The organism is Pleionea sp. WD8-19, assembly GCF_055326765.1.
Window position 1 is genome coordinate 112,549 of sequence record NZ_JBUZOU010000001.1, and the last position, 23,104, is coordinate 135,652.

Annotated in this window: 23 protein-coding genes; 9 read left to right on the top strand and 14 right to left on the bottom strand. The window is 45.6% G+C overall.

The window, feature by feature from the left end; all coding sequences use genetic code 11:
- The first annotated feature begins 158 nt into the window (after nucleotides 1-158).
- The 4 genes from ACTUJY_RS00440 to glsB are packed head-to-tail and all read left to right on the top strand — an operon-like array spanning nucleotide 159 to nucleotide 4,148.
- A complete protein-coding gene (locus tag ACTUJY_RS00440; RefSeq protein WP_463614060.1) occupies nucleotides 159-416 on the top strand; it encodes an exodeoxyribonuclease VII small subunit in 258 nt (85 codons plus the stop codon).
- Nucleotides 413-1,303, top strand: a complete 891-nt coding sequence (ispA, locus tag ACTUJY_RS00445) for a (2E,6E)-farnesyl diphosphate synthase (RefSeq protein WP_463614061.1) — start codon at nucleotides 413-415, stop codon at nucleotides 1,301-1,303. The genes ACTUJY_RS00440 and ispA overlap by 4 nt, the downstream gene beginning before the upstream one ends.
- 39 nt (nucleotides 1,304-1,342) lie before the next feature.
- On the top strand, nucleotides 1,343-3,208 hold the full coding sequence (gene dxs, locus ACTUJY_RS00450) for a 1-deoxy-D-xylulose-5-phosphate synthase (protein ID WP_463614062.1): 1,866 nt from the start codon (nucleotides 1,343-1,345) through the stop codon (nucleotides 3,206-3,208).
- 19 nt (nucleotides 3,209-3,227) lie between these two features.
- Nucleotides 3,228-4,148: a glutaminase B gene (gene glsB / locus ACTUJY_RS00455; protein WP_463614063.1), complete on the top strand. Its 921-nt coding sequence runs from the start codon at nucleotides 3,228-3,230 to the stop codon at nucleotides 4,146-4,148.
- 8 nt (nucleotides 4,149-4,156) lie between these two features.
- Here the strand turns inward: glsB and ACTUJY_RS00460 are convergent, their stop codons facing one another.
- The 10 genes from ACTUJY_RS00460 to glyA form a co-directional block, all read right to left on the bottom strand.
- The gene (locus tag ACTUJY_RS00460; RefSeq protein ID WP_463614064.1) at nucleotides 4,157-4,834 is read right to left on the bottom strand and encodes a retropepsin-like aspartic protease family protein; all 678 of its coding nucleotides are present in this window, start codon (nucleotides 4,832-4,834) and stop codon (nucleotides 4,157-4,159) included.
- Nucleotides 4,801-5,301 carry a phosphatidylglycerophosphatase A family protein gene (locus ACTUJY_RS00465; RefSeq protein WP_463614065.1) on the bottom strand — a complete coding sequence of 167 codons (501 nt, stop codon included), beginning with the start codon at nucleotides 5,299-5,301 and terminating at the stop codon, nucleotides 4,801-4,803. Before ACTUJY_RS00465 ends, ACTUJY_RS00460 begins: the two co-directional genes overlap by 34 nt.
- Before the next feature lie 11 nt (nucleotides 5,302-5,312).
- Nucleotides 5,313-6,284 carry a thiamine-phosphate kinase gene (gene thiL / locus ACTUJY_RS00470; protein WP_463614066.1) on the bottom strand — a complete coding sequence of 324 codons (972 nt, stop codon included), beginning with the start codon at nucleotides 6,282-6,284 and terminating at the stop codon, nucleotides 5,313-5,315.
- Nucleotides 6,285-6,318: 34 nt separating this feature from the next.
- Nucleotides 6,319-6,750, bottom strand: coding sequence for a transcription antitermination factor NusB (gene nusB, locus ACTUJY_RS00475; RefSeq protein WP_463614067.1), 432 nt, complete (start codon nucleotides 6,748-6,750; stop codon nucleotides 6,319-6,321).
- Nucleotides 6,750-7,214, bottom strand: a complete 465-nt coding sequence (gene ribH, locus ACTUJY_RS00480) for a 6,7-dimethyl-8-ribityllumazine synthase (RefSeq protein ID WP_463614068.1) — start codon at nucleotides 7,212-7,214, stop codon at nucleotides 6,750-6,752. The genes nusB and ribH overlap by 1 nt, the downstream gene beginning before the upstream one ends.
- Nucleotides 7,215-7,311: 97 nt before the next feature.
- Nucleotides 7,312-8,430, bottom strand: coding sequence for a bifunctional 3,4-dihydroxy-2-butanone-4-phosphate synthase/GTP cyclohydrolase II (gene ribBA, locus ACTUJY_RS00485; RefSeq protein WP_463614069.1), 1,119 nt, complete (start codon nucleotides 8,428-8,430; stop codon nucleotides 7,312-7,314).
- A 66-nt stretch (nucleotides 8,431-8,496) separates the two neighbouring features.
- Nucleotides 8,497-9,150, bottom strand: a complete 654-nt coding sequence (locus ACTUJY_RS00490) for a riboflavin synthase (RefSeq protein WP_463614070.1) — start codon at nucleotides 9,148-9,150, stop codon at nucleotides 8,497-8,499.
- A 106-nt stretch (nucleotides 9,151-9,256) separates the two neighbouring features.
- Nucleotides 9,257-10,366, bottom strand: coding sequence for a bifunctional diaminohydroxyphosphoribosylaminopyrimidine deaminase/5-amino-6-(5-phosphoribosylamino)uracil reductase RibD (gene ribD, locus ACTUJY_RS00495; protein ID WP_463614071.1), 1,110 nt, complete (start codon nucleotides 10,364-10,366; stop codon nucleotides 9,257-9,259).
- 12 nt (nucleotides 10,367-10,378) lie between these two features.
- Nucleotides 10,379-10,843 (bottom strand): transcriptional regulator NrdR, encoded by a 465-nt coding sequence (nrdR, locus tag ACTUJY_RS00500; protein WP_463614072.1) that lies wholly within the window; start codon nucleotides 10,841-10,843, stop codon nucleotides 10,379-10,381.
- 82 nt (nucleotides 10,844-10,925) lie between these two features.
- Nucleotides 10,926-12,179, bottom strand: coding sequence for a serine hydroxymethyltransferase (gene glyA / locus ACTUJY_RS00505; protein ID WP_463614500.1), 1,254 nt, complete (start codon nucleotides 12,177-12,179; stop codon nucleotides 10,926-10,928).
- Between the two features lie 223 nt (nucleotides 12,180-12,402).
- On the opposite strand from glyA, the gene ACTUJY_RS00510 reads away from it, so the two are divergent.
- Nucleotides 12,403-13,128, top strand: coding sequence for a DUF6901 family protein (locus ACTUJY_RS00510; protein WP_463614073.1), 726 nt, complete (start codon nucleotides 12,403-12,405; stop codon nucleotides 13,126-13,128).
- Between the two features lie 38 nt (nucleotides 13,129-13,166).
- Here ACTUJY_RS00510 and ACTUJY_RS00515 read toward each other — a convergent pair whose 3' ends face one another.
- The 4 genes from ACTUJY_RS00515 to ACTUJY_RS00530 all read right to left on the bottom strand — a co-directional run bounded on the left by ACTUJY_RS00515 (nucleotide 13,167) and on the right by ACTUJY_RS00530 (nucleotide 18,512).
- Nucleotides 13,167-13,943 carry an alpha/beta hydrolase family protein gene (locus ACTUJY_RS00515; RefSeq protein WP_463614501.1) on the bottom strand — a complete coding sequence of 259 codons (777 nt, stop codon included), beginning with the start codon at nucleotides 13,941-13,943 and terminating at the stop codon, nucleotides 13,167-13,169.
- A 1,193-nt stretch (nucleotides 13,944-15,136) separates the two neighbouring features.
- A complete protein-coding gene (locus ACTUJY_RS00520) occupies nucleotides 15,137-15,745 on the bottom strand; it encodes a transglycosylase SLT domain-containing protein (RefSeq protein WP_463614074.1) in 609 nt (202 codons plus the stop codon).
- 163 nt (nucleotides 15,746-15,908) lie between these two features.
- On the bottom strand, nucleotides 15,909-17,240 hold the full coding sequence (gene pepQ, locus ACTUJY_RS00525; RefSeq protein ID WP_463614075.1) for a Xaa-Pro dipeptidase: 1,332 nt from the start codon (nucleotides 17,238-17,240) through the stop codon (nucleotides 15,909-15,911).
- 12 nt (nucleotides 17,241-17,252) lie between these two features.
- Nucleotides 17,253-18,512: an NAD(P)/FAD-dependent oxidoreductase gene (locus ACTUJY_RS00530; protein WP_463614502.1), complete on the bottom strand. Its 1,260-nt coding sequence runs from the start codon at nucleotides 18,510-18,512 to the stop codon at nucleotides 17,253-17,255.
- 115 nt (nucleotides 18,513-18,627) lie between these two features.
- On the opposite strand from ACTUJY_RS00530, the gene ACTUJY_RS00535 reads away from it, so the two are divergent.
- The 4 genes from ACTUJY_RS00535 to ACTUJY_RS00550 all read left to right on the top strand — a co-directional run bounded on the left by ACTUJY_RS00535 (nucleotide 18,628) and on the right by ACTUJY_RS00550 (nucleotide 22,986).
- Nucleotides 18,628-19,539: a dihydrodipicolinate synthase family protein gene (locus tag ACTUJY_RS00535; RefSeq protein ID WP_463614076.1), complete on the top strand. Its 912-nt coding sequence runs from the start codon at nucleotides 18,628-18,630 to the stop codon at nucleotides 19,537-19,539.
- 78 nt (nucleotides 19,540-19,617) lie between these two features.
- Complete coding sequence (locus ACTUJY_RS00540; RefSeq protein WP_463614077.1) at nucleotides 19,618-20,622, top strand: 4-hydroxyproline epimerase; 1,005 nt, start codon at nucleotides 19,618-19,620, stop codon at nucleotides 20,620-20,622.
- Between the two features lie 19 nt (nucleotides 20,623-20,641).
- Complete coding sequence (locus ACTUJY_RS00545) at nucleotides 20,642-22,147, top strand: aldehyde dehydrogenase (NADP(+)) (RefSeq protein ID WP_463614078.1); 1,506 nt, start codon at nucleotides 20,642-20,644, stop codon at nucleotides 22,145-22,147.
- A 173-nt stretch (nucleotides 22,148-22,320) separates the two neighbouring features.
- A complete protein-coding gene (locus ACTUJY_RS00550; RefSeq protein WP_463614079.1) occupies nucleotides 22,321-22,986 on the top strand; it encodes a GntR family transcriptional regulator in 666 nt (221 codons plus the stop codon).
- Nucleotides 22,987-23,104 lie beyond the last annotated feature (118 nt).

Sequence of the window (23,104 nt, forward strand, 5' to 3'; positions counted from 1 at the left end):
GGCTAAGATGCAATATCCGCCTGAAATCCATAAAGAAAGTGCAGTAATCCCATTTCTATACGAATATCGGCTTGATACAGAATACGGTTTTCAATAGCAGCAAATTAGGGGAAAATAGGCAGAAACTTAAAAAGCCTTTACTTTTTTAGAAAAAACTTATGACACCAAGCAAACCAAAACACTCGTTCGAGTCGCAACTGGCGGAGTTGGAAAAAATCGTTGAAGCCATGGAGCAAGGTGAGTTGCCACTGGAAGAAGCCCTAAAAAAGTTTGAACAGGGAGTAAAACTGACAAAAAATTGCCAGCAATTACTCGATCAAGCTAAGCAACGCATTCAAATACTGACCGAACAACAACAACTGACCGACTTTCAAATTGCTGAAGAGTCTGCCGAATACCAGCGCAATCCCGAATGAATTTCGAACAATTCAAGCAGCATTTTCGCGCCCGGGTTGAAGCGCGAATGGTTGACTATTTACCCAATGCCGAAACTTCGCCACAAAAATTGCACCAGGCTATGCTTTACAGTGCGCTTAATCCCGGGAAACGCATGCGACCGTTACTGGTATACGCAACCGGGCTGATGTGTGGTGCGACAGAAGATGAGCTGGATGGTGCAGCGGTTGCCGTTGAGTTGATACACGCTTATTCGCTGGTTCATGACGATCTTCCCTGTATGGATGATGATGATCTCCGACGCGGTTTGCCCACCTGTCACATCCAATTCGATGAAGCTACTGCTGTGCTTACGGGTGACGCCTTACAAACGCTCGCTTTTCAATGCTTATTGCAACACCCAATGCCCCATGCCGGTAGTGTGCAAAAGATCGCCATGCTGACCTTGTTAACGCAAGCTTCTGGCTCTCTCGGTATGGGTGGAGGTCAAGCAATCGACTTAGAAGCCACCGGAAAAACGTTATCGTTGGAACAACTCGAAACAATGCACCTTATGAAAACTGGAGCTCTAATTGAAGCGGCAGTACTAATGGGGTATATGAGCAGTGGAAAAGATAACGCTCAGGAACGAAAAGCGCTGCAAAATTACAGTCGTGCAATTGGCCTTGCATTTCAAATTAAAGACGACATTCTCGACATTGAAAGCGATACCGCTACGCTTGGTAAACCCCAGGGCTCGGATCTCGCAGCCGACAAAGTGACTTATCCCGCATTACTCGGGCTGGAGGGCGCTAAGCGGCATGCGCAGCACCAATTGCAACTAGCGTTAGCTGCCCTTGACGAGTTGCCGTATAATGGCCAGCTTTTACAAAAGTTTGCCCAGCACATAATCGAACGCGACCGCTAAGGTAACGTTACGCGAAAATTGAAGGAAGTCCCGGCACTCATGAATGCAACACTGAGTAATTACCCACTACTGGCAACCGTTAATTCACCAGAAGACTTAAGAGAGCTAGAAGCCAGTCAGCTGCGTGATTTGGCAGATGAATTACGCCAGTACCTCATTGATACCATTAGCCGTTGCGGCGGGCATTTTGCTGCCGGATTGGGTACAGTGGAACTGACAGTGGCCTTACATTATCTGTATAACACGCCCGAAGATCGGTTAGTTTGGGATGTTGGTCATCAGGCCTATCCTCACAAAGTATTAACGGGACGTCGCGATCAATTGGAAACCATTCGCCAAACTGACGGTTTACATCCTTTTCCGGTTCGTAGTGAAAGTGAATACGACACATTTGGTGTTGGCCACTCCAGTACGTCTATCAGCGCAGCGCTGGGTATGGCAATTGCTGCCAAGCGTAAAGGAGAAGAGCGTAAAACGGTTGCTGTCATTGGTGATGGCGCCATGACAGCGGGAATGGCCTTCGAAGCCATGAACCACGCCGCCGATGTTGATGCTAACTTGCTGGTGATTTTGAACGACAACGATATGTCGATTTCTGAAAATGTCGGGGGATTAAATAATTATCTGGCTAAAATTCTTTCCGGTAAATTTTACTCTTCCATCAAGCAGGGCGGAAAAAAAGTCTTAAAAAACATGCCAGCCATCTCCGAATGGGCCCATCGAGTGGAAGAACACATGAAAGGCATGATGTTGCCAGGAACCTTGTTTGAGGAATTGGGCTTTAACTACATCGGCCCTATCGATGGTCATAACCTAGACGCCCTACTCGACACATTGGGTAACATGCAACATTTGCCCGGTCCACAGTTGCTGCACGTGGTTACCAAAAAAGGAAAAGGTTACGAACCTGCGGAAAATGACCCCATCGCCTATCATGGTGTACCGATTTTTGATCCCAAAAACAATTCTTTACCGGCAGGAAAGCCAAAGCTCACCTATTCCAATGTGTTTGGTCAATGGTTGTGTGATATGGCCGCGGAAGATGAGCGTTTGATTGGCATTACGCCGGCAATGCGTGAAGGTTCCGATATGATCGAGTTTTCACGTCAGTTTAAAGATCGTTATTTTGATGTCGGTATTGCCGAACAACACGCGGTAACCTTGGCAGGCGGTTTAGCTTGTGAAGGTATGAAGCCGGTTGTTGCAATTTACTCGTCATTTTTGCAGCGCGCTTATGACCAGTTAATTCATGATGTTGCGCTCCAGGATCTCGACGTACTATTTGCGATCGATCGCGGTGGTTTGGTGGGTGGCGATGGCGCTACGCATCACGGCGCGTACGACTTAAGTTTTCTGCGCTGCATTCCTAACATGGTGATTATGGCGGCAGCCGATGAAGACGAATGCCGAAAAATGTTAACGACCGGGTACCAGTATCAAGGACCGGCAGCGGTACGTTACCCACGAGGAACCGGACCCGGTGTCACCATTGCCCCAGAGTTATCGCCAATTGAAATTGGTAAAGCCCGCGTGATCCGAAACGGTAAAAACGTTGCACTACTTAATTTTGGCGCCATGTTGGCAGAAGCGCACAAAGTTGCGGAAACGTTAAATGCCACATTGGTCGATATGCGCTTTATCAAACCGTTAGACGAAGCACTCATCCAACAGCTTTGCGAACACCATCCATTCCTAATCACTCTGGAAGAAAATGCCTTTATGGGCGGTGCAGGAAGTGCAGTGAATGAATTTATCGTTAATAATCAACTGAACGTAAAAGTGAAAAACTTTGGCATTCCGGATCGATTTATTGAACACGGCGATCCAAAGGATCTGCTACAGCGAGCAGGATTAAGCGTGGAAGATCTGGAAAACGCCATTACCGCATTTATCCGACTCGAATAAAAGTCATCGAGGTGACCTATTGGACGTTGACCAACTGAAGGAATTGCTGCAACACATAGCCAACGACGCTAAACACTTTCGCGGGAAAGGGAAAGTCGCCGACTATATTCCAGCCTTGGCTCAGGTTAACCCAAAACAATTTGGCATCGCCGTTTGCGACTTGAATGGTAATGTTGCCCAAGCCGGTGATGCTAAAGTGCCCTTTTCCATTCAAAGTATCAGTAAACTCTTTACGTTGATACAAGCTCTACAAATTTACGACACTCAATTGTGGCCAAGAGTCGGCCGAGAGCCTTCCGGCTACCGGTTTAATTCACTCATTCAGCTTGAAACCGAACAAGGCATTCCGCGAAACCCCTTCATTAATGCCGGCGCTTTATTGATCTGTGATTTGCTGGAGTCTCGTTATTCGGCACCAAACTTTCAACTGCTAACGTTTTTACGGCAGTTGGCGTTAAATCCCCAAATTAAAGTCAACGATCAGGTGGCGCGCTCGGAGTTGCTTCACAGTGCTCGTAACGCCGCCATGGCTTACTTGATGAAAGCGTACAGCAATTTCGATAACCCAGTGGATAAAGTGCTGGAAAGTTATTGTCATCACTGCGCTATTGAAATGAGCTGTTTGGATCTGGCAAAAGCCACTGTTTTTTTAGCCAATAAAGGCGTCGACCTTAATGGCCATGCTCAGTTAACGGAACAACAAAGCAAACGCGTTAATGCGTTGCTGGCCACCTGTGGACTTTACGATGAAGCCGGAGACTTTGCTTATCGTGTGGGTTTACCGGGAAAAAGTGGCGTGGGTGGAGGAATCGTCGCGATCTATCCTGGCCATTATTCCATCTGTGTCTGGTCGCCGGAGCTGAACGAAGCGGGAAATTCCGTGGCTGGTATTGCGGCTCTGGAACAATTTACTCATTGTGTAGGCAGTTCGATTTTTTAAAGCTTTGATCAAAACCGACTACCAATCACCATCCTATTGCCGTCCTGCTCTACCTTAAATTTCCCTAAAAACGACATCCCAAGCAGCACCTTATCGGGTTGAGCACCAACCAATACAGCGGCTTCCACATTGTTCAACTCCAAATCGCCCACTCGAACATGGTCGAGCAAAATACGATAGGCTTTTACCACTCCGGAAGCGGTCGTCACATGAATCACCTGGCCTTTTCCTCGATAAGGAAGGCCTATGCGCTCCGCGGTAGTGTGATTCATGGCAATGCTGGTCGCCCCTGTGTCTACCAAAAAGTGGACCGCAATGTTATTGATTGTGCCTTGCACGCGAAACATGCCGTCTGGCTGACGGATAAGGTTCAGTGCTTTTTTTGATTTTGTAGCATCCGGCGAACTCGACTCGACACTAAAAGCCACCGGCGCAGAGGAACCCATGGTTAAAATTTGCGTTTTTCCTCGATACTCAACAATGGCTTCTTTTGAGTTTGCCGACTTTAATAAAACTCCCTCAGGAGAACGCTTTCCGACTTTTAATGTTCGCTGAGTTCCATTTATGTTGACTATAGCGGTGTTCTTGAATAACCCCATCACGTGGAGGGATAAGTCTTCAGCATTTAAAGCCGAAGCAAGACAGAAAAAGGTTAAAAATATTGAGCAATATTTAAGTAGTGCCATAACAATCCGCCAACAATGGCTGCCATTACTCCAGCGATAATATCATCCAACATAATTCCCAATCCGCCTTTCACCGACTTGTCGGCCAAGCTGATTGGCCATGGTTTAACAATATCAAAAAAACGGAACAGGACAAATCCAACAACCAACGCTCGCCAGTCTTTGACCAAAGGTAACATGGCTATCAAATACCCAACGATTTCATCCCAAACAATACCGGGATGATCGTGCCGATGCATGGCACGTGCGGTTTCTCCACACAAATAAATTCCAATCAATGACATGAAAACAATAACGCCGACCAACAATGCGGGATGCCAGTCGGCAATGAACCAATACAATGGCAAAGCGACCAAAGTACCAAACGTACCGGGCGCTTTGGGCATTAATCCAGAGCCAAAACCAAACGCCAGCAAATACACGGGGTGAAATAAAATTTGTTTGGCGGTAAGTGGGTTACTGGTCATGTTAATCCAATTTATGCTGCTGCGAAGTGGTCAAAGCCACCTTTGTTCAGTGCCATAGCTTCCCCATTTCGTAACACGCGGACATCGTGTTTCCCAGTAATGCGTCCAATGATATAGCAAGCCACACCCACCGACTCCAACGCCGATTGTGCCTTACGTAAGTTATCTTCTGCTACAGTAAAGCACAGCTCGTAGTCATCACCACCGGTAAGCGCACTTTCTAACACACGCTGTTCGTTAGTGACCTTTTTTGCCGCTTCCGAAATTGGAAGTTGTTCAGTATTAATTACGGCTCCAACGCCGCTGGCTTTACAGATATGCCCAAGGTCAGCCACCAGTCCATCGGAAATATCGATCGCTGCAGAAGCTCTGCCACGTAACGCGATCCCCGCCGCCACTCGCGCTTTCGGACGATAATACCGCGCCAATAAATGATCACGGATCTCACCGTTTGCGGCTAGCCTTTGTTCAGCGACTTGCAGCCCAAGGCTGGCATCGCCCAAAGGTCCGGTCACACAAACCAAATCGCCGGCTTTCGCGCCTTTGCGTCGTAAGGCGACATTAGAGGGTACAAACCCATGAACCTGCAACGTTAATGACAACGGGCCTTTCGTCGTATCGCCGCCGACAACCTGTAAACCATAATGATTCAACAATTCATGAAAACTATCACTGAACGACTGCAGCCAGCCCAAGTCCACTTTAGGAATGGACAGCGAGAGCGTAACCCATGCTGGCTCCGCACCCATCGCCGCAAGATCGCTGAGATTGACTGCCATCGCTTTCGCCGCAACATCGGCAGCAGCTGTATCGTGCAAAAAGTGCACACCTTCCACAAGGGTGTCCATTGATACAGCCAACGATTGGCCTTCCGGAACATTTAAAATGGCACAGTCGTCGCCAATCCCTAGTACCACGTCTTTTCGTTGCGGATTGTCACGCACAAAAAAACGTTCAATTAAATTGAACTCTGAAAAGGACATAAATACTCTTTAAATTCAGATTTCGAGTAAGCGCTTAAGCGCGCACTTCCAGCGGTCGCAGAATTTTGGCGACTTTGTCTAACACGCCATTGACATATTTATGACCATCTTCTGCACCAAATACCTTGGCAAGTTCCAAGGCTTCGTTAATCACTACTCGATAAGGGACATCTTGACGCTCAGCAAGTTCCCATACCGATAAACGTAAAATGGCACGCTCAACAGGATCGACCTGCTCAATATCACGATCGATATGTGGTGCTATTTCCGCATCCACTTCGTCAAGGGTCGTTAACGTGCCACGGATCAACTCCAGGAAATAAGGCACTTCGACCTTATTCGGATTAATGGTTTCAATGAATTGGTTTTCGATGTCCGCCAGTTCATTGCCCGACATTTGCCATTGGTAGATGGCCTGAACCGCGTAATGACGAGCTTTCCGTCGATGCGAGGGTTTTAACGCCATTAACTCATGCTCTCAAATAAATTAACCATTTCCAGGGCAGTTAACGCCGCTTCACCGCCCTTGTTTCCGGCCTTAGTGCCAGCACGTTCAATTGCCTGTTCGATACTATCTACGGTTAACACGCCAAAAGATACCGGTACGTCAAAGTTTAAAGACACTTGAGCCAACCCTTTGGTACATTCACCCGCAACATAATCGAAGTGAGGTGTGCCGCCACGGATTACGGCACCCAACGCAATAATTGCCTGGTAGTGTTTTTTCGCTGCAATGCGTTGCGCAGCAATGGGCATTTCAAATGCTCCAGGTACGCGATAAATTTCGATATCTTTTTCATCAACACCGTGACGTTTCAAAGTATCCAACGCACCTTCAAGTAGGCTCTCAACGATAAAACTATTAAATCGTGCGACCAAAATGGCGTACTTCGCTTTACCGGCAACTAATTGACCTTCGAATGTTTTCATGCTGCTTCCTGACTTTGTAGGATGGGTACCAACCCATCAAACGAATACAACGATGGGTTAAACACCCATCCTACCGAAATGTTTAAGCGCTTAATGCTTAAAAGCTGTCTTCTATATATTCCACCACTTCCAGCTTAAAACCAGACAGTGCGTGATACTTTTTCTCGGGGCTGAGCAGGCGCATTTGGTGTACGCCGAGATCCGCCAATATTTGAGATCCGACACCTACGTTACGTAACGCCGCACTGCTGTCGTTACGCGGTGACTCGATACCTTGATCTTCTTGTTGATAGCGATTTAAACGAGCCAATAGAGCATCATTCGACTCCTGGTTATCGATCACAACAATGACTCCATCACCCTGTTGAGCGATGTATTCTATGGCGCGATTGAGCGTCCAGCTGGATAATTTTCCACGCTGTTTCTGCAACAGGTCGGTTAATACATTTGCCACATGCACCCGCACTAAAGTTGGTTTATCAGACTTTACCTCTCCTTTTACTAAGGCAAAGTGTACCCCTTGGTCGATGGAGTCACGGTAAGTGTGCAGTTCAAAGTCTCCGTAGGGCGTTGGCCAGTGACATTGGCTAATTTTATCGACCGTTTTTTCATTCAACGTTCGATATTCAATAAGATCGGCAATCGTGCCCATTTTAATGTCATGTTGTTTGGCAAAAACCTCAAGATCCGGCCGGCGCGCCATGGTACCGTCTTCATTTAAGATTTCAACTATTACTGCGCTCGGCTCCAAACCAGCCAATCGCGAGAGATCGCAGCCCGCTTCGGTATGACCGGCTCGATTGAGCACGCCTCCGGGCTGTGCCATTAAAGGGAAGATATGTCCGGGTTGAACCAAATCAGATGGTTTGGCGTCTTTGGCGACTGCCGCTTGAACGGTACGAGCACGATCGGCTGCCGATATGCCGGTAGTAACACCTTCTGCCGCTTCAATCGAAGTTGTAAATGCCGTTGAAAACTGGCCGCCATTTTGCTGCACCATCAATGACAGATTAAGCTGCTCACAGCGTTCCCGAGTTAAGGTCAAACAAATAAGACCACGACCATATCGTGCCATAAAGTTGATGTCTTCCGGACGAACCATACTGGCAGCCATAATCAGATCGCCTTCGTTCTCGCGATCTTCATCGTCCATCAGGATCACCATTTTGCCCTGGCGGATGTCTTCTACCAGTTCAGGAATACTGCTTAAAGCCATGAATAGTTCCCGTATTTTCAGGAGTTTGGGCGTCAAAAAGGGTAATTATACCCGAGATTAATGCTTTTATTTAATAAATCCATGTTTCGACAACAATTCCTCTGTTACGCCCGATGTCGGCGATGCGTCGGAATAGTGCAGCAGGCGTTCGAGATAACGGGCGATTTGATCCACTTCTAGATTCACTTGAACCCCAGGTTGATAGCTGTCCATGATGGTTTCCTGTAAGGTGTGAGGTACGATATTGAGTTCAAACTCATCACCCTCCACTTTATTCACGGTTAGGCTGATCCCATCGACCGTGATCGACCCTTTGTGAGCGATATAGCGAGCGAGCTCATGTGGTGCTGTCACCACAAAACGCACCGAGCGTGCATCTTGCCAGCGACTTTTTATTTTACCGATCCCATCCACATGACCACTGACCAGATGACCGCCTAATCTCGACGTAGGAGTGAGCGCTTTTTCAAGGTTCAAGCGTTGCCCAGGTTGGTAATTTTTAAATCCTGTTAAGGCAATGGTTTCGCCGGACACATCAGCAATAAAATGATCGCTTCCAAATGCCACAGCGGTCAGGCATACACCGTTACAGGCGATGGAATCGCCCAAGGCAACATCCGACATATCGAGTTTGCCGGTGTCAATGGTGAGTCGCTTATCGCCGTTGCGTTCTTCGATGGATTTAATTTCGCCAATGGCTTCAATAATGCCTGTAAACATAACGTTATCCTACAAACTCTAACCCTTAAGGAACGCTCTTTAGATGCGTTAATTGAGTGTTGAACCGATCCGGATCGCTTTTAAAACGTTCCTACATAAAAATGAATCACTCGAATCGATAAGTGAAGCGCGCATCATCACCAATCATGCGACAATCAAGCAACTTCAAGTTGATGGTCTGCTCCATAGTATCCAGTGGCAACAATGCCAACGGACGACCACTGCTGCCCATTAACTTAGGAGCCATATAGACAATCAGTTCGTCCACCAGATTGGCTTTAATAAATTCCCCGGCCAGTTGACTGCCCGCTTCAACCAACACTTCATTACATTCATGAACCGCACATTGGGTAAGTAGTGGCCGCAACAATTCTGCGCCTCTGCCAGGAAAAACTTTACGTTCGATATGCGAAGGCAATCGTTGGTGATACTCGCGCTCACCCACCCACCAAATCGGCGATTCAATTTGAAAATATTTTTGCGACAAATTACACAGCGCTCGCCGATCAATAACGACACGAAGCGGTTGACGAAAACGAATGCGCTGATCGCTGGAAAGCGGCTCCGATAATTCATTCAGCCGAACATTCATTGAGGGATCATCCAGTGCCACCGTGCCAGAACCGGTAACAATGGCGTCATGCCGCGCTCGTAACTTTTGCACATCGCAACGTGCGGCAGCGCCTGTGATCCACTGGCTTTCACCCGAATCCATCGCCGTGCGACCATCCACACTGATCGCCATTTTCAATCGCACCCACGGACATTGCTCTGTCATGCGCTTGATAAAGCCAGGGTTCATTTCTCGCGCCTGTTGTTCCATTAACCCGAACTTCACTTCGATCCCGGCCTGTTGCAATAACGCAAAACCGCCACCATCTACTCTTGGGTTGGGATCACGCATAGCGCATACCACTTTTGCGACTCCGGCATCCACCAGCGCCTGAGCACAAGGTCCGGTTTTACCGGTATGCGCACAGGGCTCCAACGTCACATAAGCAGTCGCGCCGCGCGCTTTGCCGCCGGCTTGCTGCAACGCATTGACTTCGGCATGAGCTTCTCCAAAACACTGGTGAAAACCTTCTCCAACAATTTGATCGTCAAGCGTTATGACACAACCTACACGCGGATTAGGCCGCGCCAGATAATAACCGCGCTCTGCCAAACGCAAAGCCCGGGCCATCATCTGTGCATCAAACGCGCTAAATACGGACATAAAAAGGAAAGTTTAAGATCCCGTCTGGGAGGATTTCAGCTTATTGATTTCTTCACTGAACTCTTTGACGTCTTGAAATCGGCGGTAAACAGAAGCAAAACGCACATAAGCCACCTGGTCCAGCTCACGCAGCGCTTCCATAACCAGCTCACCCAGCATTTTAGCTTCAACTTCACGCTCACCAGTCGCTCTTAGGTGGGACTTTATTTGGTTAATGGCGGCTTCTACTGCCTCAACACTGACGGGTCGTTTCTCGACCGCGCGCATAATGCCAGCGCGTAGCTTGTCTTCGTCGAAAGGTTGACGAGAACCATCACTTTTTACCAAGCGTGGCATCACCAGTTCTGCCACCTCAAAAGTAGTAAAGCGTTCACCACAAGCCGAACATTCACGTCGCCGACGCACCTGCCCACCATCACTTACCAGTCGCGAGTCGATGACTTTGGTATCCGAGTGAGAACAAAACGGACAGTACATATACCACCTCAAGGTCAACAGAAGTCTTCGCAGTTGAAGCTTGGGTCAACAAGTAAAAACTCACCGACCCAAAGACTTTCAACTACTTTTGATAAACCGGAAACCGCGCGGTTAGTTCGGCTACTTTAGCTTTTACCGACTCGATCACCGACTCATTTTCAATGTCGTCGAGAATATCACAGATCCAACCGGCAAGCATGGTGGCTTCTGCTTCTTTAAAACCACGAGTGGTGATAGCAGGCGTTCCCATTCGCAATCCACTGGTAACAAACGGCGAACGCGGTTCGTTCGGTACGGTGTTTTTATTTACGGTAATAAACGCTTTGCCAAGTGCCGCTTCGGCATCTTTTCCGGTGATGTCTTTATCGATTAAATCAACCAGAAACAAGTGATTATCTGTTCCACCGGAAACGATTTTATAACCGCGTTCCATGATCACTTTCACCATGGCTTTTGAGTTTTTAACAACTTGCTGCTGAGTTTGTTTGAATTCTTCACCCAGCGCTTCTTTAAACGCCACCGCTTTTGCCGCGATGACGTGCATTAACGGACCACCTTGTCCACCTGGAAAAACCGCTGAATTAAATTTCTTTTCCAGTTCAGGATTTGCACGAGCCAAAATAATACCACCGCGTGGCCCAGCCAGCGTTTTATGAGTGGTTGACGTTACCACATCAGCGTGAGGTACCGGATTCGGATACAAACCTGCTGCAACCAATCCTGCCACGTGCGCCATATCCACCATTAAATAAGCACCAACTTTATCGGCAATCTCGCGGAAACGAGCCCAGTCGACAGTTCGAGAATAAGCGGAAAATCCAGCAACGATCATTTTTGGCTTGTGCTCAATCGCTAGCGCTTCAACTTGATCGTAATCAATGTAGCCTTCAGCATTAACTGGGTACTGAACCGATTTATACAGCTTGCCCGAAAAATTTACGGGTGAGCCGTGAGTCAAGTGTCCGCCATCGGAAAGACTCATTCCCAATACTGTATCGCCAGGCTTGATCAAGGCCATATAAACGGCCGCATTCGCTTGAGAGCCGGAATGAGGCTGCACATTGGCGTAGTCAGCACCAAACAGTTGTTTCACACGCTCAATCGCTAACTCTTCTGCCACATCAACATATTCACAACCTCCATAATATCGCTTATGAGGATAACCTTCGGCGTACTTGTTGGTCAGAACCGAACCTTGAGCGGTCATCACACGACTGCTGGTGTAATTTTCAGAAGCAATTAATTCAATGTGGGCTTCCTGACGCGCACGTTCGTCTTCAATAGCTTTCCAGATCTCGGGATCGTAATCGGCAAGGGAGGATGGATTTTGTAACATGCTCATTAAACGACTCTCTCAAAATATTGGTAGAAATGGGTTATAAATTTTGCGCGTATTTTACCCAAAGCGGCGGCCTATGTCGTGTGCTTATTCGAATTTATTAGGAGCTATGACCATTGGATTGTCTTTTGAAATTGAGAACTTCAACCTTTAATTATCCCATAAATGATGAATAAATAAGCTAAGATAAAAATAAGTCATTCACTGGAGATACAATCTGATGGGCAGCTACAATATCATTTATCGTTTTCAATTGGCTGATAACGATGTCGAAACTGTAGGGTTGCAGCTCGACGAAGATTCGCTCGCGCTCAAAGACGAGTCAAAAGTACAGTCTCCTGACTGGACCAAACTCCGTTATAACCAATGCCCCAATTGCCCGCTAAAACCTAACGAATCACCTTATTGTCCCGTTGCCAAACAACTATCACGCTATACCCCTTTATTCGACAAAGTACAGTCATTCGATAAAGTAAAACTGGCGGTTAAAACCCCGCAGCGTATGACAACTCAAAACACTACCGCACAAAGAGCGATCAGTGGTTTTATTGGTTTGGTCATGGCCACCAGTGGTTGCCCTCATACCGCTTATTTTCGCCCTATGGCAAGATTCCATTTGCCGCTTTCCAGTGAACACGAAACCATTTATCGCGCTGTTTCCATGTATTTACTAGCGCAATATTTTCGTGAAAAAAACAATCAAGAACCGGATTGGAACTTAAAAGGATTGAAAAAAATTTATAAAGAGATGTCGATCGTCAACCAAGGTATTGGCGCTCGTTTACGAGAAGCGACCAAAACCGACTCTTCACTCAATGCTATTGTCAACTTGGATATGTACACCAAAGTGATACCGGATATGATTGAAGAGTCTTTGTTCGAAGTACAAAGTTGGTTTGCAATGTATCTGGATCAAGATACAGAAATGTTGGATTTAAAGTTTTAATGGTAGCTACCAAAAAATTGGTAGCTACTTGTCACAAACTATCGAAGGTGCTTATCTAAAAACTCTAATGTCCTTTGATAAAACTCTTCTCGATTTTCAGGATTAAAAAAACCATGTCCCTCTTTTTCCTTAAAAAGCCACTCAAAAGGCTTATTTCGTTCTTCAAGTGCCTTTTTAAGTAAAAATGCTTGCTCAGGCGGAACACGCTTATCTTCCCCCCCATGAACTATTAATACGGGTACTTTTAAATTATCAATATAGGTTAGAGGAGACTCTTTCTTGAGTAATAGCTCAGAATTTCCATACACTTCTCTCGCACGAGCTGCAAGCGAGTCTATTTCAGAATAATCAGCACTGTCTTCTTGCTCTACTGCGTCATATACCCCTGAAGCGGCTATACTGCATTGGAAAAGCTCAGGCTCTAACAAAGGCGACATCAACGCGGAATATCCACCAAAGCTCCACCCCATAATACACGCTTTATTATCAGAGACTTCTGGTAATGAAAGTGCCCACTTCGTGCCATCTATAATATCATGTTGTATCAACGAGCTTCTTTTTTGATAAGCGACTTCTCTATAACTCAGGCCATATCCACCTGACCCTCGAAAATTAACTTGTAAAACAGCATACCCTCGACTAGCCAGTAGCTGAGCTTCGGGGTCAAACCACCAGTAATCTCTGAATCCATAGGGCCCACCATGAACTAAAGTTACCAGAGGAGCTTTACCTTTTACTTTATTTGGAACGGTTAAATAACCATAAATCGTTTCACCATCTCTTGCTGTAAACTCAATGGGTTTACGCTTGGACATAAGACTCGGGTCAATCCACTTTTTGCGACTTAATAAGTACTGTGCAGAGTTATTATCATTATTAAATATATAGAAATCGCCTGGATTGGTATCACTTTGAATCGATACAATGAGCTCTGATAAGTCATTTTTCCTTGAAGTTATACTTAGTCCGTGTCCCGCAAATGCATTTACAAGTTTCGCATGTAACTTTGAAAATTCGTTTTCAGGATCTAAATAATGATACTCAATACCACCAGGCATCATCTCAACACCAACTATGGTTTGCGAGATGGGTTCCTTAATAAACTTTAAAATATCTGCTTTTTCATGATGAAATAGTTTGGTAATTGTTTTGTTTTTAAAATTGTATTCAAAAAGACCTTCCGTCTTTCCATTTATATAAGAAGTTAGGTAAAGTTTCGTATTATCACTATTAACGGATATCGGCGTAAAAGCACTTAACTCACTCTTCGAATCAACCTCATCCCATGCATTATCTTTAAACAGAAACTTACGACGCTTTCCTTTAGTATCCGTACCACTGGCAATTACTGGAACACCTTCACGACTTAGAATAACGTCCATATTCCCAAATGGCGTTCGAGTTATCACTTGTTTTTTACCCGTGTATATATTGAGCTTTACTATTTTCAATGGCGAGTCATAGCTGTTATCCATGCTTCGCGAAGTTATTATGATGTGTTTTGAGTCGTCAGGTAATAAATGAAGAATTTCTCCAAACGCCCTTTCAGGCCCTGCTCCTTTATTAAGTCGAGTTCCGGTTTGGGCCCCTCCTCCTTGATATCCAAAAACGATTTTTCTCTTTGAACCATCAAAGTTTCCAGCATATATTTGACCATACGTTACCGGTGTTTCAGATATGCCTCTTTTTATATATCGTGTAAAAACCAGTCGCTCATTGTTAGCCCAAAAATATTCATCGACATGCTCATTTTCGCCAAACTGAAATGCGAATATCGACTCCATATTTTTTCTTTGAATGACGACTAATATCGTTTTATTTTCATATGGCGCTGCGGCTGCAAAGTACTTTCCATCTGGAGAAATTTTTATATCTCTATATTCCACATCCTTAGCAAAATAACTCAAAGGTAACGGTTCAGCTGCCATACAATTTGCGAATAGCAAGCTCCCCAATAACAATAAACGCAAAAACATATTAACTCCCAATTAAATAAATGTTCATACAATTAAAACCATCCGTCAATTGCATCATCCAACTCTTCTTTACAGCTTTTTAGTTGTTGATTAAAGCTTGCCGCACGATTTTTAACTTTGTTAGCCACTTTTAAAAGCCAGCTTTTGCTCTTATAACTACCGCGTTTAAACCCACCTTGACCTTCATGATAAGCTAGATACTGATTGTATGCGTCCCACTTGGAAATATTTAAACGTCGTTGCGTATTATTGGTGTACCACCCAATAAAATGTATCGCATCTTCAAAGTCATCCCGATCAGCACCACTGTCGAAGTCTTCTTGAAACTCGCCCCAAACTTCATCTTTCGCCTGCGCAAATCCATAAGCCGAAGATTTGTACCCCCAAGGAATAAAACCAAGAAGGTAATCTCGCGGTGCTCGTACATTATGTTGAAAACGAGATTCCTGATGCATGATCGCCATCATCACCCAAATCGGTGTACCCCATTCTTCAGAAGCCTCTACGGCGTATTCATACCAATCAGTCTCGCCGCGAAAGATTTCACAAATATTCTCGGTGTTTGATGGTCGATAGGTGCTGCAAGAAACCAGCAGCAAACAGCCCAACAGCATCCCAAAGACAGGCAGCGACTTGTTCATAAATCAATCGAAATGAGTTAAATTAGCGCCTATGCTACCTAAATCGATACAACGATGCAAAGCTCGACTGTGTGAGTTGCGAGAAAACTCTGAGGCTGCATTCACCCGTTCAAGTATAAGCGGATTTGAAACCTGCCCCTACGTGCACTTTGTTCGAAACTCGTCACTCGAAACTTTCTTTTCTGGCAAATGCCTCGCGCGTTAAATTGTTCACTCCGTTGTCAGTAACCAACACACAATCTTCAACTCGCACGCCACCATATGGTTTTAACTGCTCAACTTTTTGCCAGTTCACTAATGCAGCGTTTTCACTGGCTTTTAGCTTATTTAACAATTGCTCGATTTGATACAGCCCCGGCTCAATGGTAAAGACCTGACCAACCGCTATTGGCCTTAACAGTCTTAAGTAAGGGTACTGTTTTGGTTGTTCGATCGGGGTACCATTTTCATCAGACATCTTTCCAGCAACATCATGTACTTGCGCACCAATGAAATGACCGAGTCCATGAGGAAAAAAGTAGGAAGTAATTCCTTTTTCCAATTGCTGTTCAATCGTGGCATCGACAATATTGAAACGTCGCAACAAATCGGCAATTTTTGCGTGCATGGAAATATGTAGGTCAATAAAGGACATACCAGGTTTTATCTCGTCAATTAACTTTTGCTGCTCAATATCCAAAGCACTGATGAGTTCTGAAAACTCCCCTGCTTTTCTTGAGCAACTGCGAGTAATATCCGAAGCATAACCGTGTACGTTGGCGCCTGCATCAACCAATAAAGACTGGTGTTGCTGTCCATTTGTTGTGCAGCGGTAATCGTCGTAATGCAAAACAGCCGTATTGCTATCGCAAGCTATGATGTTGTGATACGGTAAATGCGCTTCACGACAATTAAGACTTTTTAAATAGGCATGATGTATTTCTAACTCACTGCAACCGTTTAGGAAAGCATCGCGTGCAGCCAGATGAGCCTTTGCCGCTAAGCCATTAGCAAGCCGCATCGATTCAATTTCATAAGTCGTTTTTTCCGCACGATGATATGACAAATAGTGCATTACGGACGCTTCATTGAAGCGATGGATGCCTGCATTATCAACCAAAGGAGTGGGATCGCCAAAAAAAGTAGCGCTGGAATAACGCTTTAATATTTTTTGAAACTCAGAAACCTCCCGAACTACGTGAATATCGAAGCTATCAACCCAAAATCCTTCCGGATCACCAGCTACGGCATGCCAATAATCTTCCGGCTGATAATACAATAGCTTCGGTTTGTCGACACCGTTAGTAATAACAAAACAATAGGGGTTGGGTTCCGGACACCAGAGCTTAAACCAATGGTTGACTACAAAGTTATAGCTCCAGTCATCTTGAAAAACGTTTACCGGCGCTCCAGAAAAAATAATCAAATGATCCGCCTCTGTTTTTTCCAAAGCGCACGCAACTCGATGTTGTTGAACTGAAAGATGTTCTTCAAATAATAATCGCCAATTTTGCATGTTAAACCTCCTCTAATGAAAACGATCGATCCGATAAGGTGAGATATCCAGATCACACTCACCCTGTATTATCAGTTGCGTTACAGATTGCGCAGTAATAGCGGCTTGAGTTAACCCCAAATGTTGATGCCCAAATGCGAAAAACAGATGTTTATGGCGAGGTGCCGACCCAAGAACGGGTAATGAATCGGGTAAAGATGGTCGACAACCCATCCAAGGTGCACCGGTTTTTACATCCGGCTCTATTTGCGCGATGGCTCGAGCATGCTGCAGTAACATCGTCGCTCGTTGATAGTTGGGTTTCTTTTTTAGACCAGCCAATTCCACCGTGCCAGCCAAGCGTAAGCCACCTAGCATTGGCGTCATAATAAAACTGCGCTCAAAAGACGCGACCGGTGCATTAAAATAATCGTCAAGGTCTGGCAGCATTAAATGATAACCGCGCTCAGTTTCAAGTGGCACTTGATAACCCAGCTGCGATGATAATTGATGACTCCAAGCACCCGCAGCGATCAACAGTTGTGTCGTATGATAAATGTGACTGCCGGACAGTTCATAACCATTAGAATGCGAACGGACAGTGTGAATGTGATCCGTTATTAACGTGCCACCTTGCTCTTTAAAATGTTGCAACAAGTGCTGCATTAATCGTTGCGGTGACAAAGTGAAACCCGTTTGAGGATAATAAATCGCAAAATTAACTGAATTAGAAATGTTCGATTCTTGCTCTCTCATTTCAGACCCTGACAGGGCATTGGTTTCTATCCCATAGGGTTTTAATGCCTGTTGCTGTTGGTAAACTTGATTGCCTTTATTCTTATTTTCAAAAACCAAATAATGTCCGTTTCGCCGAATAAAGTTTTGTCCTCGCGTATGGTTTAATAGGTTTTGCCAACTCGAAATCGCACGCGAATTCAATTGATGCAATGCTTCACGATTCGCCCCCGCTTTTGTTGCAGAAGCGTTTTTAACAAACCGAATGAGCCAAGGCAGTAACCGATAAAAATAAGTGGGTGAAATGGTTAGCGGCCCTTTAGGATCAAGTAGCATTTTCGGTAACCGAGATAAAATCGACCAATTCGCTAAAGGATTGACTTGCTCTATTGCAAAGTGCCCTGCATTGCCATAAGAACAATTGCTCAACGCCCTTTTTGCTTCCGATGAAGAATCAATGATGGTCACCTGCATGCCCTGTCGCTGCAACTCAATCGCACTGCATAACCCGATGACACCACAGCCAATAATGGTGATTTTCTGACTGTCTTGACCCACACTCAAATCGCATCCTCCGAATTAAAGAAAACTTTTCTTGAATTTTTATTTGTATACAATATACAATCAACTCATCATCGATTCAATCATATATCTGTTCAAGTTGGAGACTTTAATGAAAATCAACTGGCAAGGGGTTTTCCCAGCTATCACAACCCAATTTAATGACGATCAATCGCTGAATATTGAATCCACCTGCTCGATGGTTGAGCAACTGATTAAAGACGGTGTACACGGGATCATAGCGATCGGTACCGTGGGTGAAAATTATTCCTTATCGGCTAATGAAAAGCGTGAATTGCTTAAAGCCATTGCTCAAACAATCAATGGTCGTGTCACTTTGCTCACCGGAGTGGCAGAAATCACAACGGCTGAAGCCAAAACGTTTGTCAAAGATGCGGAGCAATTAGGCGTAGATGGGTTAATGGTGTTACCTGGGCTGGTATATCACAGCGATCAGCGCGAAGCGGTTGAACACTTTAAGGCCATCGCTAAGGCCACCACTCTCCCCATCATGATTTACAATAATCCGGTGAGTTATGGTGTGGATTTAGGAATCGATAGTATGCGCCAACTTTCCGAAATTAAGAACATTGTCGCAATTAAAGAATCCACTACTGACACTCGCCGAATCAGTGAGTTATATCGCGCATTTGTCGATCGTTTCACAGTGTTTTGCGGTGTTGATGATATCGCGCTTGAGAGCTTATTGTTGGGTGCAACCGGTTGGATTTCAGGACTCACCAATGTGTTTCCTAAAGAATCCGTTGCCCTGTTTAACTTTGCACAAGCCGGTGAACTGACAAAAGCACGCGAACTCTACCGCTGGTTTATGCCACTACTACGACTCGATACCATTCCTAAGCTGGTGCAGTGCATTAAATACGCAGAACAATTAATGGATCGTGGCTCAGAAATGGTGCGCGCACCTCGGTTACCTTTGGTCGGTAGCGAACGAGATTATGTCGAAACCTTAATCAAACAAGCATTGGAAAGTCGTCCGAAAATTGAAAGTTTAAACAACTAAATTTGGAGTAAAAATCCATCCAATAAAAGATGGTAGTCCCCTATTCTCAAACTCAATAAAGCGGAAAAAGGATCGGCCATGCATAAATCAACCTTCCACTGCATCGATGCCCATACCTGTGGCAATCCTGTACGACTTGTCGTTTCCGGAGCACCGCATCTTACCGGGCAAACGATGAGCGAAAAGCGCCAGCAGTTTATTCGAGATTACGACTGGATCCGTAAAGCTTTGATGTTTGAACCGCGGGGCCACGATATGATGTCGGGCGCTTTCCTTTACCCGCCATTATCGGTAGACAGCGACGCATCAATTCTTTTTATCGAAACCAGCGGCTGTTTACCCATGTGCGGCCATGGAACAATTGGAACGGTCACTGCCGCCATCGAAATGGGTTTTCTTAATCCGCGAGAACCGGGAAAGTTGCGTTTGGATGTGCCGGCCGGGCAAATTCAATTGGAATACCAACAATCAGCTAACGGAAAAGTAGACTGGGTAAAAATTTTCAACATTGCATCGTTTCTTATGCATCGAGATATTGAAGTGGAAGTGCCGGAGCTCGGCCTTTTAACCATTGACGTAGCATACGGAGGTAACTTTTACGCCATTGTCGAGCCGCAACAAAATTACCCCGGCCTGGATACCTTTGGTGCAAGCAATATTTTACGTTGGAGCCCTGTGCTTCGCAAAGTAATCAACGAGCAATTGGAATGCGTACACCCGCAAGATAAAACCGTTAACGGTGTTTCGCATCTGCTCTGGACGGGCGCTCCGAAAAACCCGGAGTCGTCTGCCGCCAACGCCGTATTTTATGGTGAAAAAGCCATCGATCGCTCTCCTTGCGGAACAGGGACCAGTGCGCGCATGGCGCAACTTTTTGCTAAAGGGCGCTTAAAACCAGGCGTCGACTTTATTCACGAAAGCATTATTGGCAGCCAGTTTATCGGCCGCATTGAGCGAACGGCCAACGTCGGTTCGTTCAAAGCCATCTTGCCCAGTATTCGCGGTTGGGCGCGCGTTACGGGCAATAATACGATTTATGTAGATCCTGCCGATCCTTACTGCGAAGGCTTTAGTGTGATCTGATTAAGACGGAGAAGTCATTATGAACCAGGCAATAACCACCCCGAATTATTTCACTGCTTTTGATCCCGTAAAAGGCACCCCGTTGGAAGCTCGCTATCGTGAATCGGATGTAACCGATGTTGACCGTGCTTGCAATAATGCAGAAAAAAGCTTTGTTACTTATCGCCACATCAACTTCGAAAAACGCGCACAGTTTTTGATAACTATCGCAGACCAAATTATGCAATTAGGCGATGAGTTGTTGGAGGTTTGCCACCGAGAAACAGCTTTACCTAAGACCAGATTGGAAGGCGAACGAGCTCGCACCGTCAATCAGTTAAAATTTTTAGCAGACTTCATCACCTGCCCCGATTTTGCCCGTCCTATCATTGATAGAGCCGATCCACAACGTACGCCATTAGCCAAACCCGAATGCCGACAAATGCAATTACCTCTTGGTCCTGTCGCCGTGTTTGGCGCCAGTAATTTTCCTTTGGCTTTTTCCACTGCCGGAGGCGACACTGCATCGGCACTCGCTGCGGGCTGCAGCGTCGTTTACAAAGGACACCCTGCGCATCCAGGCACTTGCGAACTGATCGCGTGCGCCATTAACAAGGCCGTTGAACTTTGCGACATGCCACAACATACTTTCCAATTGCTGCAAGGAACGACGAAAGAATTAAGTTCTGCGTTAGTCACGCATCCTTTGATCCAAGCCGTTGGGTTTACCGGCTCACACCAAGTTGGACGGTTGTTGTTTAATCAGACAATGCAACGATCTCATCCGATTCCTTTTTACGGTGAACTGGGCAGCGTTAATCCAGTGTTTGTTTTACCATCGGCACTGACTCAAAATACTACTCAACTGGCGCAAAGTTACGTCAACTCATTAACCTTGGGTGTTGGGCAATTTTGCACCAACCCTGGTGTCATCATCGGCCTAAAAAGTAAACCATGGGAAACATTTAAACAGGAAGTGATTCTGGCAGTTCAACAAACAGACGCCGGCGTAATGCTGACGCCAGCCATCGCCCAAAATTACAAAAAGTTGAGTGAAACTCCGGCAGATCACCACGTGCTAAAGCACCTAGCCGGCGGCCAAACACTCACCGACTCGCCATTATCGGTTAATGCGAAGCTATGGCAAATCGACTATTCACAGTTAAGCGATTACCCAGATTGGCAGCAGGAAGTGTTTGGTCCTTTTGGCTTAATGATTGACTGCGACACGGTGGATCAAATGCTCGAATTAACGTTGCTTCTAGAAGGTCAACTCACTGCCTCTATCTTTGGCAATGAACAAGAAATCAATGAACATCAATTGTTAATCCATCGATTAAGTCGCAAAGTGGGACGCCTGATTTTTAACGGCTTTCCTACAGGAGTTGAAGTATCACACGCAATGCAGCATGGCGGCCCCTACCCAGCCAGTACCGATAGCCGGAGCACCTCGGTTGGAACCCAGGCCATATACCGCTTTATGCGTCCTATTTGTTTTCAAGATGCACCAAAATCGGTATTGCCAAGCCCACTTCAAGATCACTAACCGATAAATTCGAGTTGTAAAACTTCTACTTACCCATCAGGTAATGTTTGATGGTTTTCAGCTCAAAATTAACGGCTCGCAACTCGAAACTGAATGACCGATTTTTGTCTGTGCTGTAAATTCCCGGAACAAAGGTTATAATGCCGGCGTTCCGGGCTTTTTCCAGAGGATCTATGAGCATTCAATATAAAACAAGAACACAGGTAGTGGTCGAAGCGATCCGAGAAATGATCCTTAACGGCAAAATCAAAGGGGGTCAGCCGTTACGACAAAGTGCGTTAGCCGAACAGTTACAAGTCAGCCGCATTCCGGTGCGTGAAGCACTGTTACAGTTAGAAGCCGAAGGGCTGGTCAAATTTGAAGCGCATAAAGGCGCCATCGCTACCGAGCTTTCCGCTCGCGAATGCCGCGAGTTGTTCGAGTTACGCGCATTACTTGAATCTGAAGTTTTGAAAGAAGCCATTAACCTGCAAACCGAAAACGACTGGGACCATGCACAAAGCAAACTCGACGAGCTGGACTCGCTGCTCGATAGCGGCAGCTCCATCGAAAAATGGAGTGAGCTTAACTTCGAGTTCCACAATGCGCTTTACCAGGCATCCGATCGCAAACTCACATTAGAAGTTATACGATCACTCAACACCAACTCCGATCGTTACATTCGGCTGCAGTTGTTACTCACCGATGGAATTCCACAAGCAGAAAGTGAACATCGCCAATTATTGGAACTGTGTCGACAAAAAGACAAACGCGGTGCAACCAAATTGTTGAAAAGCCATATTGAAGATGCCGGTAACGCGATTGCGAGCTTGATTGAAAAGCAGTTGAGCGAAGCTTGATAGTATCTTTAATTTTAAAATCAAAAAACTATCAAGCAACCTGAGTTTCTATTTATGTAAAATACTTATCTTTGAGTAGCCTTACATTGAAGCATGATGAGTCTTTTCAATCATGCTT

What these genes read in the sequence shown, in the direction of transcription:
- ACTUJY_RS00440 (WP_463614060.1), top strand. Translation starts at nt 159, where the DNA reads ATGACACCAAGCAAACCAAAACACTCGTTCGAGTCGCAACTGGCGGAG.
- ispA (WP_463614061.1), top strand. Translation starts at nt 413, where the DNA reads ATGAATTTCGAACAATTCAAGCAGCATTTTCGCGCCCGGGTTGAAGCG.
- dxs (WP_463614062.1), top strand. Translation starts at nt 1,343, where the DNA reads ATGAATGCAACACTGAGTAATTACCCACTACTGGCAACCGTTAATTCA.
- ACTUJY_RS00460 (WP_463614064.1), bottom strand. Translation starts at nt 4,834, where the DNA reads ATGGCACTACTTAAATATTGCTCAATATTTTTAACCTTTTTCTGTCTT.
- ACTUJY_RS00465 (WP_463614065.1), bottom strand. Translation starts at nt 5,301, where the DNA reads ATGACCAGTAACCCACTTACCGCCAAACAAATTTTATTTCACCCCGTG.
- thiL (WP_463614066.1), bottom strand. Translation starts at nt 6,284, where the DNA reads ATGTCCTTTTCAGAGTTCAATTTAATTGAACGTTTTTTTGTGCGTGAC.
- nusB (WP_463614067.1), bottom strand. Translation starts at nt 6,750, where the DNA reads ATGGCGTTAAAACCCTCGCATCGACGGAAAGCTCGTCATTACGCGGTT.
- ribH (WP_463614068.1), bottom strand. Translation starts at nt 7,214, where the DNA reads ATGAAAACATTCGAAGGTCAATTAGTTGCCGGTAAAGCGAAGTACGCC.
- ribBA (WP_463614069.1), bottom strand. Translation starts at nt 8,430, where the DNA reads ATGGCTTTAAGCAGTATTCCTGAACTGGTAGAAGACATCCGCCAGGGC.
- ACTUJY_RS00490 (WP_463614070.1), bottom strand. Translation starts at nt 9,150, where the DNA reads ATGTTTACAGGCATTATTGAAGCCATTGGCGAAATTAAATCCATCGAA.
- ribD (WP_463614071.1), bottom strand. Translation starts at nt 10,366, where the DNA reads ATGTCCGTATTTAGCGCGTTTGATGCACAGATGATGGCCCGGGCTTTG.
- nrdR (WP_463614072.1), bottom strand. Translation starts at nt 10,843, where the DNA reads ATGTACTGTCCGTTTTGTTCTCACTCGGATACCAAAGTCATCGACTCG.
- glyA (WP_463614500.1), bottom strand. Translation starts at nt 12,179, where the DNA reads ATGTTACAAAATCCATCCTCCCTTGCCGATTACGATCCCGAGATCTGG.
- ACTUJY_RS00510 (WP_463614073.1), top strand. Translation starts at nt 12,403, where the DNA reads ATGGGCAGCTACAATATCATTTATCGTTTTCAATTGGCTGATAACGAT.
- ACTUJY_RS00515 (WP_463614501.1), bottom strand. Translation starts at nt 13,943, where the DNA reads ATGTCCAAGCGTAAACCCATTGAGTTTACAGCAAGAGATGGTGAAACG.
- ACTUJY_RS00520 (WP_463614074.1), bottom strand. Translation starts at nt 15,745, where the DNA reads ATGAACAAGTCGCTGCCTGTCTTTGGGATGCTGTTGGGCTGTTTGCTG.
- pepQ (WP_463614075.1), bottom strand. Translation starts at nt 17,240, where the DNA reads ATGCAAAATTGGCGATTATTATTTGAAGAACATCTTTCAGTTCAACAA.
- ACTUJY_RS00535 (WP_463614076.1), top strand. Translation starts at nt 18,628, where the DNA reads ATGAAAATCAACTGGCAAGGGGTTTTCCCAGCTATCACAACCCAATTT.
- ACTUJY_RS00540 (WP_463614077.1), top strand. Translation starts at nt 19,618, where the DNA reads ATGCATAAATCAACCTTCCACTGCATCGATGCCCATACCTGTGGCAAT.
- ACTUJY_RS00545 (WP_463614078.1), top strand. Translation starts at nt 20,642, where the DNA reads ATGAACCAGGCAATAACCACCCCGAATTATTTCACTGCTTTTGATCCC.
- ACTUJY_RS00550 (WP_463614079.1), top strand. Translation starts at nt 22,321, where the DNA reads ATGAGCATTCAATATAAAACAAGAACACAGGTAGTGGTCGAAGCGATC.